Genomic DNA, 14,165 nt, shown 5'->3' with positions numbered 1-14,165 from the left:
AGCCCTGCGTACAATTTAAGAAAGTGATTAGGCCCCATGAAACGCTACGAAAAATTCGCCGACGACATTGCAGAACTGATCCGCTCCGGCGTGCTCGGCTCCGGCCAGCGGGTGCCGTCGGTGCGCTATGCCAGCCAGACCTATGGCGTCAGCCCCTCCACGGTGTTCCAGGCCTATTATCTGTTGGAGCGCCGCGGCCTGATTCGCGCGCGACCGCGCTCTGGCTACTTCGTCAACACCCATGCGCCCAGCCCGTTCTCCGAGCCGGTGGTGAGTGAACAGGTGCACGAATCCACCGAAGTGGACGTCAGCGAACTGGTGTTCTCAGTCCTCGACTCGATCAAGGACCCCAACACCGTGGCTTTCGGCTCGGCCTTCCCCAGCCCGATGCTGTTCCCGCTGCCGCGCTTGGCACGCTCCCTGGCCAGCGCCAGCCGCGAGATGGACCCGCGCCTGGTCGTCACCGACATGTCACCGGGCAACCCGCAACTGCGCCGGCAAATCGCGCTGCGGTATATGGTCGGCGGGCTGATGCTGCCTATGGAAGAGCTGCTGATTACCAATGGCGCGCTGGAAGCACTGAACCTGTGCCTGCAAGCCGTCACCGAACCGGGCGACCTGGTGGCAATCGAAGCCCCGGCGTTCTATGCCTGCCTGCAAGTGCTGGAGCGCTTGAAACTCAAGGCGGTGGAAATCCCCGTGCACCCACGCGATGGCATTGATCTCAACGCACTGGCGCAAAGCCTTGAGCGCTACCCGATCAAGGCCTGCTGGACCATGACCAGCTTCCAGAACCCCATGGGCGCGACCTTGCCGGAAGCCAAGAAACAAGCGCTGGTGGAGCTGTTGCGCGGCCATCAGGTGCCGCTGATCGAAGACGATGTGTACGCCGAGCTGTATTACGGTCAACAGGCCCCCAAACCGGCCAAGGCTTTCGATACCGAAGGCCTGGTGATGCATTGCGGTTCCTTCGCCAAAAGCCTGGCGCCTGGCTATCGCGTGGGCTGGGTCGCAGCCGGGCGCTTTGCGCAGAAGGTCGAACGCTTGAAGTTAATGACCTCGCTGTGCCCATCGATGCCCGCCCAGGCAGCGATTGCCGATTACCTGCAACACGGCGGCTATGACCGGCACCTGCGCAAATTGCGCTATGCCCTGGAAGAACAGCAAAGCGCCATGCTGGCTGCCATCGCGCGCTACTTCCCGGCGCAGACGCGCGTCAGTCAACCGGCCGGTGGCTATTTCCTGTGGCTGGAATTGCCGGAGCAGACGGATTCGTTGAAGTTGTTCCAGATGGCGTTGGCGCAAGGTATCAGCATCGCACCGGGGCCGATTTTCTCGGCGACCCAACGGTTCAGGAACTGTATTCGCTTGAACTACGGCAGCCCGTGGACTGAAGCGTCGGAGAAGGCGATGGAGACGTTGGGACGGATTGTGCGGTCATTTTGAACAGGAACCGAACCTAACAGAGGGCCACACAGGAAAGCGCCTGCCTCACTTCGAGACAGGCGCTTTCGCCAAGTCCAACTGAAGGTTTCTCATGAACACGCCTGCCTCTTCAAGCCACATGCAGTTGCCAATTCCACCCCATTACATGCGTGCAGCCGAACAGAAGCAGGTGCGCGAGATGACGGGCCCCATGGGGCGTCCTAGCGGTGACCTTCGTTCGGCAGACAGGATTATCGAGCAGAGCCCTGTACTTAAGCACTTTTTGGACAACCGCGATAATTACCACCTGCTTGATGACCTGAAGATGCAAGTCGGTGACTGGACCACAGCCAATCCGGGCCCGGAAGCAAGGGCCAATGCGGCCTACGACCTGGACAAAGTGTTGCGGTTCATTGATAACTTGGACGATCGCAGCTTGAACGCCAGCCATAGTCGCAACGGGCAGATCGACGGTTTCTCCAGCAACGGCTACAGCACCCTGGATAACTCGGAAGCCAGCCTACTCAAGGAGTTTTCCCACAAAGGCTATTCAGTGCTGCGCCGTCTACCGACCTGAAGGTGCGCTAGCGGCCGCCGCCTAAATCCAGAAAAGTACCGGTGGTATACGAAGCTTTGTCCGACAGCAGCCAGATAATCGCTTCCGCCACTTCATCCGGGCGCCCGCCCCTGGCCATGGGGATGCCGGACTCGAGTTTGCTGACGCGGTCCGGGTCGCCGCTCAGGGCGTGGAAGTCAGTGAAGATGTAACCAGGGCGCACGGCGTTGACACGAATGCCCTCGCCCGCGACTTCCTTCGACAAGCCCAGGGTGAACGTGTCGAGCGCGCCTTTGGAGGCCGCATAATCGACGTATTCACCCGGCGAGCCCAGTCGGGCCGCCACCGATGAGACGTTGACGATGCTGCCGCCCTGCCCGCCATGCTTGGGCGACATACGCAGCACCGCGTGCTTGGCACACAGGATCGGCCCGAGCACGTTGGTTTTCATGATTTTAAGGATGCGGAACTCGGACATCTCATCAACCCGCGCCTTGTGCCCCACGGTGCCAGCATTGTTGACCAGTGCAGTGACGCGACCCAATTCGGCGTCGACACGGTTGAACAAGGCGATCACTTCATCTTCGCTGCTCACATCGGCGCGCACGGCAATCGCCTGGGCGCCCAGGGCACGGACCAGCTCGAGCACGCGGTGAGCAGCCTCTTCGTCGGACTGGTAGTTGATGCAGATGCGATAGCCCTCGCGAGCGGCCAGCGATGCCGTCTCGGCGCCAATCCCACGGCTGCCCCCGGTGATGATGACGACTTTGTCCATACGTGCGTTCTCCTGATTCAACCTGACAGTTAGGGTCGTATCCGAGAATACCCGTCACGCACGGCTTTTGTCAGGCGCAACGCCTGTATCGGCGCGTTGGATATCGGCCATGAACGCCTCCGCCGGCAACGGGCGCCCCAGCAGATAACCCTGCAGGGAATCACACCCCAACTGAGTCAGGAAACGCTGCTGCACATTGGTTTCCACGCCTTCGGCGACAATGCGCAACCCCAACGCCTGGCCGAGTGCGACGATGGCCGAGACGATGGCGGCGTCATCGCTGTCGTGCTCCAGGTCGCGGACAAACCCACGGTCGATCTTCAGCTCATTGGCGGGCAGGCGCTTGAGGTACATGAGGCTGGAGTAACCCGTACCGAAGTCATCGATGGACAAATCGACCCCCATGTCCGACAGCGCCTGCAACACGGTCATGCTCGCATCGGCATCGCTCATGGCGGTGGTTTCGGTGATTTCCAGGGTCAGGTTGTTGGCGGGCAACTGATGGCGTTCAAGGGCCGCGGCCACGCTCTTGACCAGTCCGGCATGGCAGAACTGCATGGCCGAAAGGTTCACCGCTATGCGCCAGTCTTCGTAGCCTTGGGCGTACCAGATACTCATTTGACGACAGGCTTCATTGAGCACCCACTCGCCGATGGGAATGATCAGCCCGGTCTTTTCCGCCCGTTCAATGAACATCCCCGGCAGCAGCAGCCCCTGTTGCGGATGCGCCCAGCGCAACAGCGCTTCGGCACCCACCGGAATACCGCTCACCGCGTCGAACTTGGGCTGGTAGTAGAGCTGGAACTGCTGCTGTTCCAGGGCATTGCGCAGGTCTTGCAATAACTGCAACTGCTTGCGCGCATTGGTGCTCATCGATGCATCAAAAAAGCTGTAGCCGTTTTTGCCCACGCCCTTGGCGTGGTACATCGCGGCGTCAGCGTTCATCAGCAGTTCCCGGGGGGTGCCACCATTGCCTGGGAACATGGCGATACCAACGCTGGCGGAGATCTTCAGTTCATGTTCGGCTACCTGGAACGCGCGATTAATCAGCATCACCTGGCGTTCGGCAAGGCCGAGCGCGTCATCCGGCTGGGTCAGTTGCACCAGCAATACGAACTCATCCCCGCCGATACGCGCCAAGGTGTCCTGGCTACGCAAATCTTCACGCAGGCGTTGGCCAACTTCACGCAGCAACTGGTCGCCCATGTGGTGGCCGAAGGCATCGTTGACCGGTTTGAAGCCGTCCAGATCGATAAACATCAGTGCAAAGCAACCGCCCTGCTCCTTGACGGCCTGCATGGCTTGTTGAATACGGTCGGCGAGCAAGGTGCGATTGGGCAAGCCGGTGAGCATGTCGTGCAGGGCCAGGTGGGTCAGTTCCTGATTGGCTTGGGTCAGGGAGTCAGCGAGCACCGCCGTGCGGGCTTCCAGCCGCGCGTCGAGCAATGAAGTCAGCAAGGCGATGGCGAGCACCGCCAGGGTCGTGACCAGTACCAGATTGTCCAGGCCATTGCCGCTCAAGCCATCCAGTGCGGCACCGCAGAAACTGTCATCGGCGAACTGCGCCGCCGCCATACCGGTGTAATGCATGCCGACGATGGCAAACCCCATGACGACCGCTGCGCCACCCCGTGCCAGGCGCACGTATGGTGTATTACGACGCAGGTTGAAGGCGATCCACAGCGCTGCGCCGCAGGCTCCGACGGCAATCAACAAAGAAGCGCCAAACAAGGCCGGGTCGTAGTCGATACCCGGCGTCATGCGCATCGCGGCCATGCCGGTGTAGTGCATGCAGGCGATGCCCGTGCCCATGATCAGCGCACCAAATGCCAGTTGCCACGCGGGTAAACGCGGCTGGCTGACCAACCACAATGCAAAGCCGCTGGAGAGCACCGCGATCAACAACGACAACCCGGTGATGCCGCTATCGAAGCCGAGCGCAAACGGTAAACGCAGCGCGAGCATGCCGATGAAATGCATCGACCACACCCCGACCCCCATCGCCATCGCGCCGCCGGCTATCCATAGATAAACCGCGCGACCTTTGGCGGTGGCAAGGCGGCCGGATAGGTCCAACGCGGTGTAGGAAGCAAGGATCGCGACAAACAGTGAGATCGCGACCAGGGAGGGTGAATAACTACCGATGAGCATGGGACTTCTCGTTCGCAGCAGGCCTGAGAGGCCCGTGCAAATTGGCAAAGCGGGCGATTGTAGCGAGAATAATTCTTGTACAGTTGATTAATTATCGCATAGCCATTACTGGCATTTTGACGTCAATCGGCCGGCTCGAAAACCCCTTAATTCTTTTGTTTAGGTTGAGTCCAAATGTCGGAGCGGGCTTGCTCGCGAAGGCGGTGAATCAACCCACTAATCCGGTGACTGACACACTGCCTTCGCGAGCAAGCCCGCGCCCACATTGGACTGAGTTCACACTCACTCTTTCTCGGCAATGGGTGTTTGCCCATCCCAACCACCGCCCAGCGCGGCGATCAGTTGCACACTGGCCACCAGGCGCGTCTGCAGCAAGGTCAATACGGTGCGTTCGTTGCTCAGGGCCGTCGCTTGCACGGTGACCACGTCGAGATAGGCAATCAGCCCGGCCTTGTACTGGTTCTGGGTCAGCCGTAGCGATTCACGCGCGGCCTCAAGCGCTTCATTGCTCACCACCGCCTCGTCTTCCAGCACCTTGAGCTGCACCATGTAGTTTTCCACTTCGCGCAAACCATCCAACACGGTCTGGCGGTACTTGGCGACGGTCTCATCGTAGCTGGCCACGCTGCGGTCAACTTCCGCCGAACGCTGGCCGCCGTCGAACAGGGTCATGGCGAGCTTGGGGCCTACCGACCAGAAGCGGTTGGGCAGGCTGATCCAATCGGAATAGGTGCTGCTCGAATAACCCCCGGCGAGGCTCAGGCTCAGGTCTGGGTAGTAGGCGGCCTCGGCCACGCCGATATTGGCGTTGGCGGCGATCACCGAGCGTTCGGCCGAGGCGATATCCGGGCGACGCTCAAGCAGTTGCGACGGCAGGCTCAGCGGAATCTGCGGCAGTGCCGGAATATCTTTGCTCACTGCCAGGTTGAAGTTGGCCGGCGCCTCGCCGATCAGCACGGCAATTGCGTTCTCCAGCTGGGCACGCTGCCAGATGAGGTCGATCAGGCTGGCCTGGGTGGTCTTGAGCTGGGTTTGCGCCTGGGCTACCGCGTCTTTGCCGGAGACCCCGGCACGGTATTGGTTCTGGGTCATTTGCAGGGAGCGTTGATAGGCCTCCAGCGTGGCTTGCAGCAAACGCGTCTGTTCATCCATCACGCGCAGTTGCAGGTAGCTTTGCACCAGTTCCGACTGTTGGCTCAGGCGCATCGCTGCAAGGTCCGCCGAGCTGGCTTCGGCGCTGGCCTCGTTGGCTTCCAGGCCACGGCGCAATTTGCCCCAGATATCCGCCTCCCAGCTCACGCCCAACTGTGCGTTCAGGGTGTCACGGATACCGCTGCTGGAACTGCTCAGGCTGGCGCTGCTGCTGCCGGTGCCTTGGCTGGCGCGGGTTTTACCGACGCTGAGGTCAACAGCGGGGTAGAACGCACCACGGGAACTGCGCACCAGCGCCTGGGCCTGGCGAAAGCGCGCTTCGGCCTGGGCGACGGTTTGGTTTGAGTGGTTGAGGCGCAGCACCAGGTCATTGAGCTGGCGGTCGCCGTACAGTTCCCACCAGGCGCCACGGGCCAGGTCGTCGCTTGGGGTTGCCTGGCGCCAGCCCTGGGCTTCTTTGAACTGGGCGGGCTCGACGACTTCCGGACGCTTGTAGTCGGGACCAACGGCGCAGGCGCTGAGCAACACGCCACACAGCACCAGGCTCGCCACGCGGCAACCGCGGAACATGGCCAAGCGGGCAAAGGTTGAATCGGTCATAGCGCAGTGTCCAGGGCAGCATCGGTACGCACGCCGCGCCATTTGTTGAAGCGATGGCGCGCGCGGTCCAGATAGAGGTAAACCACCGGGGTGGTGTAAAGGGTCAGGACCTGGCTGAACACCAGGCCGCCGATGATGGTCAGGCCCAGGGGGCGACGCATTTCCGCGCCATCACCACTGCCCAACAGCAAAGGCAACGCACCGAGGATGGCCGCCAGGGTCGTCATCAGGATCGGCCGCAAACGCAGCAGGCAGGCGCTGCGAATCGACTCCATCGGGCCCATGCGGTCGTTACGCTCCAACTGCAGGGCCAGGTCGATCATCAAGATCGCGTTCTTCTTCACCACACCAATCAGCAGGAACAGGCCCAGCAAGGAGATCAGGCTGAACTCGCCCCCCGTCAGGTAAATCGCGAGCATCGCGCCAACACCGGCCGACGGCAGGGTCGAGAGGATCGTCAAGGGGTGGATGTAGCTTTCATACAGAATGCCCAGCACCAGGTACACCGCCACCAACGCGCCGAGGATCATGAACGGCTGGCCCTTCTGTGTGGCCGCGAAGGCATCGGCGGTGCCGGCCATCTTGGCGATGACATCTTCTGGCAAGCCGACCTTGGCAATCGCCCGCTCGATAGCGGCCGTGCCCTGCTCCACTGTCACACCGGGCGCCATGTCGAAGGCAATGTTTTCCGAAGCGAACTGGCCTTCGTGGCTGACGCGGTCGTCCGCCAGGCTGTTCTCGTAATGGGCAATGGTCGATAACGGTACCCGCGCGCCGTCAGCGGTGATCACCTGCATCTGGTTCAGGGTGATCGGGTCCTGCGCGTATTTGGGATTGACCTCCATCACCACCTGATACTGGTTGAGGCTGTCGTAGATGGTGGAAATCTGCCGCTGGCTGTAGGCGTTGTTGAGCACCGCCGTGACCATATTCATGTCGATACCCAGGCGTTTGGCCTGGTCGCGGTCGACAATCAGCGTGACCTGCGCCGCACCCCGGCCTTCTCGGGCGTCGATGGCGGTGAGTTCCGGCAGCTCACGCAGGGCCGCGACGACCTTCGGATACCACAGGCGCAGTGCCGCCAGGTCGCCACTTTGCAGGATGTAGGAATACTGCGCACTGGTCTGGTCGCGGCTGCCGCCGAATTGCAGGTCCTGGTCGGCCATCAGGAACAGCCGCCCGCCCGGCACCAACGGCAGGTCCTTGCGCAGGCGCTCGATCACCGCCTGGGCGGAAATCTTGCGTTCGCTGATTGGTTTGAGGCGTACCAGCATCACCGCGTTGTTGGTGCCACTGTTGCCGCCGATAAAGCCGGCCACGCTGAGCACTGCAGGGTCCTTGAGCACGGCTTTGCGGAAGGTTTCCATCTTCGGTTGCATCACGCTGAACGACAGGCCGTCATCGCCTCGCACAAAACCGATCAACTGGCCGGTGTCCTGCTGCGGCATGAAGGTTTTCGGTACCACCACGTACAGCACCACGTTCAAACCAATGGTCAGCAACAGGCTGAGCAGGGTCAGGCGACGATGGCGCAGCACCCAGTCCAGGCTGGTGGCATAGCCGGCGACCATGCGGTCGTTGACCTTCTGGCTCCAGCGCTGCAAACCGGTCATTTCGCCTTTGACATGGGGCTTGAGCCAGCGCGCGCAAAGCATCGGCGTGAGGGTCAGCGAGACAATCAGCGACACAATGATCGCCGCCGACAAGGTGATGGAAAACTCGCGGAACAGGCTGGTGACAATCCCCCCCATGAACAGGATGGACAGGAACACCGCCACCAGCGACACGTTCATCGACAGCAAGGTAAACCCGACTTCCTCGGCCCCCAGGTACGCCGCCTTCATCGGCGGCACGCCTTCGTCGATATGCCGGGAAATGTTCTCCAGCACCACAATGGCATCGTCCACCACCAGGCCGGTGGCCAGGATCAACGCCATCAAGGAAAAATTGTTCAACGAAAAACCGTACAGGTACATCACCGCGAAGGTGCCCACCAGCGAAACCGGCACCGCCAGGGTCGGGATCAGCGAGGCACGGAAGTTACCGAGGAACAGGTACACCACCAGAATCACCAGGCCCACGGCGATCAGCAGGGTCATCTCGGCTTCGTGCAAGGTGGCCGTGATCACCGGCGAGCGGTCCATCGCCAGGCTCAGCTTGACGCTGGACGGCAGCACCGCTTGCAACGCCGGCAACTGCGCCTTGATCTGCCTGACCGTCTCGATGATGTTGGCACCGGACTGGCGGTTGATCACCAGCAGCACCGCCGGTTCGTTGTTGAAGAAGCCGCTGTTGTAGCGGTCTTCCACGCCGTCGCTGATCTTCGCCACATCACTCAAGCGCAAGGCGGCACCGTTCTGGTAACGGATCAACAGCGGCTCGTAGTCCTTGGCCTTTTCCAGCTGGTCGTTGGCCTGGATCTGCCAGTTGCGCTGGCTGTCTTCCAGGGACCCTTTGGGCCGGCGCTGGTTAGCATTGGCGATGGTGTTGCGCACATCGTCGAGGGCCACGCCGTACTGGTCGAGCGCCTTGGGCTCCAGCTCGATGCGCACCGCCGGCAGGGAGCTGCCGCCGATCTGCACTTCGCCTACGCCCGGCACCTGGGACAGGCTTTGCGAAAGAATGGTCGAGGCCAGGTCGTACAGCTCGCCCTTCTGCAGCACGTCCGAGGTCAGCGACAGCACCATGATCGGCGCCTGGGACGGGTTGATCTTTTTGTAGGTGGGCATGCTGCGCATGCCGCTGGGCAGCAGGTTGCGCGAGGCATTGATTGCCGCCTGCACTTCCCGCGCAGCGCCGTTGATATCACGGTCGGAGTCAAACGCGAGGATCACCCGGGTGGAGCCCTGGCTCGACGAGCTGCTCATGGTGGTAATGCCGGCAATCGAGCCAAACGAGCGCTCCAGCGGTGTGGCCACGGTAGACGCCATCACCTCGGGGCTCGCGCCAGGCAAGCTGGCCGACACCACGATCACCGGAAAATCGATCTGCGGCAGCGGCGATACCGGCAGCAGGTTGAAGCTGACACCGCCCAGCAACATGATCGCCAGGCTCAGCAGCATGGTCGCTACCGGCCTGCGAATGAAAGGTCCGGACAGGTTCATGACTCAACCGGCTCCAGGCTTTGTGGCTCTTTGCGCCAGCGACGGCCCAGGCGATCGAAGTACAGGTAAATCACCGGCGTGGTGAACAGCGTCAACACCTGGCTCACCAGCAGACCGCCGACCATCACCAGACCCAAAGGTTGACGCAATTCAGCGCCGGAACCCGTGGCGAGCATCAACGGCACCGCGCCAAACAGCGCCGCCAGGGTGGTCATCAGGATCGGCCGGAAGCGCAGCAGCGCCGCCTGGTAGATCGCGGTCTGTGGGTCGAGGCCCTGGTTGCGTTCGGCATCGAGTGCGAAGTCGATCATCATGATCGCGTTCTTCTTGACGATACCGATCAGCAAAATGATGCCGATGATCGCAATCATGCCCAGGTCATTGCCACTGAGCAGCAACGCCAGCAAGGCGCCGACGGCCGCCGACGGCAAGGTCGAGAGGATGGTGATCGGGTGGATATAACTCTCATAGAGCACACCCAGCACGATGTACATGGTGACCACCGCCGCCAGGATCAGCAGCAAGGTGCTCGACAGCGAGGCTTCGAACGCCTGGGCCGCGCCCTGGAATTGGGTCTGCACGCCCACCGGCATGCCGATGTCTTTCTGGGTCTGGTTGATCAGCTCCACGCCTTTGCCCAACGCGACACCAGGCGCCAGGTTGAACGACATCATCACCGCCGGGAACTGGCCGATGTGCGCAATCGCCAGTTGTGCCTGGCGCTGTTCCACATGGGCCAGGCTGGACAAGCGCACCTGGCCGCCATCGGTGGTTTTCACATGGATCTGGTTCAGCGCATCCGGGCCCAGGGTTTCGCCGGACTGGGCCTGCAATACCACGCGGTACTGGCTGGCCTGGGTATAAATGGTAGAAATCTGCCGTTGGCCGAAGGCATCGTAGAGCGCATCGGTGATGCTCGATACGCTGACACCCAGGCGTGACGCCGCATCGCGGTCGATCATCAGGTACACCTGCAGGCCCTTGTCCTGCAGGTCGCTGGCAACGTCGGTGAGTTCGGGCATCTGGCTCAACGCGTGGACTAGTTTTTCGCTCCACAACGCCAGCAGTTCGGCGTCCGGCGATGACATGCTGAATTGGTACTGGGTGCGGCTGACGCGGTCTTCGATGGTCAAGTCTTGCACCGGCTGCATGAACAGGCGGATGCCCACCAGCTTGTCGATTTGCGGCTGCAGGCGGGTGATCACTTGGGCTGCGCTCAAGTCGCGCAGGCCGTGAGCCTTGAGGTTGATCAGCAAGCGCCCACTGTTGAGGGTAGCGTTGTCACCGTCCACACCAATGTAGGACGACAGGCTTTCCACCGCTGGATCGGCCAGGATGATCTTCGCCAGCGCCTGCTGGCGCTGGCTCATGGCGGCGAAGGAAATCGACTGCGGCGCTTCGGAAACACCCTGGATCACGCCCGTATCCTGCACCGGGAAGAAGCCTTTGGGCACCACCAGGTACAGCACCACGGTCAGGCCCAGGGTCGCGATGGCGACCAGCAGGGTCAGCGGTTGGTGCCGGAGCACCCACTGCAACATGCTTCCATAACGCGCGATCAACCAATCGATCCACGCACCACTGGCTTTGTAGAATCGGCTTTGCTCCTCTTCCTTGGGTTCACGCTTGAGCAGCCGCGCGCACATCATCGGCGTGAGGGTCAGGGACACCACCAGGGAAATCAGGATCGCCACTGCCAGGGTGATGGCGAACTCACGGAACAGGCGCCCCACGACGTCGGCCATGAACAGCAGCGGAATCAATACCGCGATCAGCGACAGGGTCAGGGAAATCAGGGTAAAACCGATTTGCTTGGCGCCCTTGAGCGCGGCGGCAAGCGGCGTTTCGCCCTCCTCGATATAGCGCGAGATGTTCTCCAGCATCACGATGGCATCGTCCACCACGAAACCGGTGGCGATGGTCAAGGCCATCAGCGTGAGGTTGTTGATGGAGAAACCCGCCAGGTACATCACACCAAAGGTACCCACCAGCGACAGCGGCACGGCGATGGACGGAATGAGCGTGGCGCTGACCCTGCGCAGGAACAGGAACGTCACCATCACCACCAGGGCGATGGCGATGAGCAGTTCATGTTGCACGTCTTTCACCGACGCCCGGATGGTTTGGGTGCGGTCTGTGAGCACCGTCACGTCGAGGCCGGCCGGCAGGTTGTCGGTGATGCTTGGCAGCAGCGCCTTGATGCGGTCCACCACCTCGATCACGTTGGCCCCCGGCTGGCGCTGGATATTCAGCAGCACGGCCTGGTTTTCATTGGCCCAGGCGGCGAGGCGCTCGTTTTCGGCGCCGTCGACGATCTGTGCCACGTCTTTTAGACGCAAAGGCGCGCCGTTGTTGTAGGCCAGGATCAACTCGGCGTATTGCGCAGGCGAGACCAACTGATCATTGGCATCGAGCATCGACACGCGGGTGGGGCCGTCGAAGTTACCCTTGGGCTGGTTGACGTTGGACGCAGCGATCAAGGTGCGCACGTCCGACAGGTTCAAGCCGTTGGCCGCCAGGGCCTCGGGGTTGACCTTGATGCGCACGGCCTGGCGCTGGCCACCGGCGATGCTGACCATGCCGACGCCGCTGATCTGCGCGATTTTCTGCGCCATGCGCGTGTCGACCAGGTCATTGAGCTTGGGCAGCAACATGGTTTTTGACGTGATGGCCAGGGTCAGCACCGGGGTGTCCGCCGGGTTGACCTTGTTGTACACCGGCGGCGCCGGCAAATCCTTTGGCAACAGGTTGGTCGCGGCGTTGATCGCGGCCTGCACCTGTTGCTCGGCGACATCCATATTGATGTCGAGGTTGAAACGCAGGGTCAGCACCGACGCGCCGCCGGAACTGGTGGACGCCATTTGCGTGAGGCCGGGCATTTGCCCGAACTGGCGCTCCAACGGCGCGGTGACCGCACTGGTCATCACATCCGGGCTGGCGCCGGGGTACAGGGTCATCACCCGAATGGTCGGGTAGTCCACTTGGGGCAAAGCCGATACCGGCAACAAGCGGTACGAAATGATGCCGGCCAAGACAATGGCCAGCATGCTCAGCGTGGTGGCGACCGGGCGAAGGATAAACAGTCGCGACAGGTTCATGAACCGACCTTTTGCGCCTTGCCGGCAGCAGCGCCGGTCTCCCCTTTCGCGGCGGGCTTGCCTTGCAGGTGTTCGGTCGGCGTAGTCGGCACTTCGCTGCTCTCATTCACCACTTCGACTTCGCTGCCGTCCTTGAGACGGTCAGTGCCTTCCAGCACCACGCGGTCGCCGGCCTTGAGACCTTGCTTGATCACCGTGTTATCGCCATCGGTATCGCCGACCACCAGCGGCTGCACCTTGACCTTCTTGTCGCCGTCGAGCACGTAGACGAAGGTGCCGGTGTTGCCGAACTGGATCGCCGCCGACGGCGCCAGCACTACGTTATGCAGGGTGTCAGCCAACAAGTGCACATTGACGAACTGATTGGGGAACAGCGCCTGGTCCTTGTTATCAAAGCGCGCCTTGAATTTCAGGGTGCCGGTGGTGACGTCGATCTGGTTGTCCAGGCTTTGCAGTACGCCGGTGGCTTGTACTTTCACATCGCCGCGGTCCCAGGCTTCCACAGGAAGTTTGTTGCCGGCGTGGTAGCGAGCAAGCACGGTTTCCAGGGTATTTTCCGGCAGGGTGAAGACGACGCTGATCGGTTGGGTCTGAGTGATCACGGCCAGGGCGGTGGTGTCGTTGGCCGCCACCAAGTTGCCAACGTCCACCTGGCGCAGGCCTACGCGGCCGCCGATCGGCGCGCGGATCTTGGTGAAGTCGAGGTTGAGCTTGGCGTCATCCACCGCGCCCTGGTTGGTCTTGACCGTGCCCTGGTATTGCAGGACCAGCGCTTCGGCGGTGTCCAGGGTCTGCTTGGCGATACTGTCCTGGGCGAACAGGTCGCGATAACGCTGCACGTCGACCTGGGCGTTTTTCAGTTGGGCCTGGTTCTGCATCAGCGTGCCCTGGGCCTGGAGCAAGGCGTTCTGGTAGCTGCGCGGGTCGATCTCGGCCAGCAGGTCGCCGGCCTTGACCCTCTGCCCTTCTTCAAACGCGATCTTCACCAACTCGCCGCCCACCCGGCTGCGCACATTGATCGTGTTCAGCGCGGTAACCGTGCCCAAGGCCTTGTAGTACACCGGGAACTCGCCAAGCACCGCAGGCGCCACGCGTACCGGCACCGGGCCAGTGGAACCACCAAACCCAGGGCGCGCCATGCCGGTCTTGCTCGCATGGCCGCCCGGCGCGTCTTTATGGGCGGCACCGCTGGGCCAGAATTTCCAGCACAGGCCGGCGATAGCCAGCAGCACAAGCAGGCCGAACAACCAGCGGCGGGAGTTGCGGGGGGGGGATTGCATGGAGTGATCAACCATTGGGCGCGA

General features: G+C 61.8%; 8 protein-coding genes. 2 read left to right on the top strand and 6 right to left on the bottom strand.

Features of this window, described 5'->3' with window-relative positions:
- The first annotated feature begins 36 nt into the window (after positions 1–36).
- The gene (mapR, locus tag AACY44_RS18485; protein ID WP_339418467.1) at positions 37–1,446 is read left to right on the top strand and encodes a GntR family transcriptional regulator MpaR; all 1,410 of its coding nucleotides are present in this window, start codon (positions 37–39) and stop codon (positions 1,444–1,446) included.
- 91 nt (positions 1,447–1,537) lie between these two features.
- Positions 1,538–2,002, top strand: coding sequence for a hypothetical protein (locus AACY44_RS18480; protein ID WP_339428000.1), 465 nt, complete (start codon positions 1,538–1,540; stop codon positions 2,000–2,002).
- Positions 2,003–2,009: 7 nt separating this feature from the next.
- Here the strand turns inward: AACY44_RS18480 and AACY44_RS18475 are convergent, their stop codons facing one another.
- The 6 genes from AACY44_RS18475 to AACY44_RS18450 all read right to left on the bottom strand — a co-directional run bounded on the left by AACY44_RS18475 (position 2,010) and on the right by AACY44_RS18450 (position 14,156).
- On the bottom strand, positions 2,010–2,756 hold the full coding sequence (locus AACY44_RS18475) for an SDR family oxidoreductase (RefSeq protein WP_339418464.1): 747 nt from the start codon (positions 2,754–2,756) through the stop codon (positions 2,010–2,012).
- A gap of 54 nt (positions 2,757–2,810) precedes the next feature.
- Positions 2,811–4,907 (bottom strand): putative bifunctional diguanylate cyclase/phosphodiesterase, encoded by a 2,097-nt coding sequence (locus tag AACY44_RS18470; RefSeq protein WP_339530809.1) that lies wholly within the window; start codon positions 4,905–4,907, stop codon positions 2,811–2,813.
- A gap of 282 nt (positions 4,908–5,189) precedes the next feature.
- Positions 5,190–6,659, bottom strand: a complete 1,470-nt coding sequence (locus tag AACY44_RS18465; protein WP_339418460.1) for an efflux transporter outer membrane subunit — start codon at positions 6,657–6,659, stop codon at positions 5,190–5,192.
- Positions 6,656–9,763: an efflux RND transporter permease subunit gene (locus AACY44_RS18460; protein WP_339418458.1), complete on the bottom strand. Its 3,108-nt coding sequence runs from the start codon at positions 9,761–9,763 to the stop codon at positions 6,656–6,658. Before AACY44_RS18460 ends, AACY44_RS18465 begins: the two co-directional genes overlap by 4 nt.
- Positions 9,760–12,861: an MdtB/MuxB family multidrug efflux RND transporter permease subunit gene (locus tag AACY44_RS18455; RefSeq protein ID WP_339418457.1), complete on the bottom strand. Its 3,102-nt coding sequence runs from the start codon at positions 12,859–12,861 to the stop codon at positions 9,760–9,762. The genes AACY44_RS18460 and AACY44_RS18455 overlap by 4 nt, the downstream gene beginning before the upstream one ends.
- Positions 12,858–14,156 (bottom strand): MdtA/MuxA family multidrug efflux RND transporter periplasmic adaptor subunit, encoded by a 1,299-nt coding sequence (locus AACY44_RS18450; protein WP_339418455.1) that lies wholly within the window; start codon positions 14,154–14,156, stop codon positions 12,858–12,860. The genes AACY44_RS18455 and AACY44_RS18450 overlap by 4 nt, the downstream gene beginning before the upstream one ends.
- Positions 14,157–14,165: the final 9 nt, after the last annotated feature.

The sequence above is a fragment of the Pseudomonas sp. RA_15y_Pfl1_P11 genome (assembly GCF_963970975.1).
GTDB classification, from domain to species: domain Bacteria; phylum Pseudomonadota; class Gammaproteobacteria; order Pseudomonadales; family Pseudomonadaceae; genus Aquipseudomonas; species Aquipseudomonas tritici.
The sequence above is the reverse complement of the archived record's forward strand: the minus strand, read 5'-3'. Positions and strand labels throughout refer to the sequence as shown.

Bases quoted from the DNA above. Each gene is read 5' to 3' on its own strand.
- mapR (WP_339418467.1), top strand. From the start codon at position 37: ATGAAACGCTACGAAAAATTCGCCGACGACATTGCAGAACTGATCCGC.
- AACY44_RS18480 (WP_339428000.1), top strand. From the start codon at position 1,538: ATGAACACGCCTGCCTCTTCAAGCCACATGCAGTTGCCAATTCCACCC.
- AACY44_RS18475 (WP_339418464.1), bottom strand. From the start codon at position 2,756: ATGGACAAAGTCGTCATCATCACCGGGGGCAGCCGTGGGATTGGCGCC.
- AACY44_RS18470 (WP_339530809.1), bottom strand. From the start codon at position 4,907: ATGCTCATCGGTAGTTATTCACCCTCCCTGGTCGCGATCTCACTGTTT.
- AACY44_RS18465 (WP_339418460.1), bottom strand. From the start codon at position 6,659: ATGACCGATTCAACCTTTGCCCGCTTGGCCATGTTCCGCGGTTGCCGC.
- AACY44_RS18460 (WP_339418458.1), bottom strand. From the start codon at position 9,763: ATGAACCTGTCCGGACCTTTCATTCGCAGGCCGGTAGCGACCATGCTG.
- AACY44_RS18455 (WP_339418457.1), bottom strand. From the start codon at position 12,861: ATGAACCTGTCGCGACTGTTTATCCTTCGCCCGGTCGCCACCACGCTG.
- AACY44_RS18450 (WP_339418455.1), bottom strand. From the start codon at position 14,156: ATGGTTGATCACTCCATGCAATCCCCCCCCCGCAACTCCCGCCGCTGG.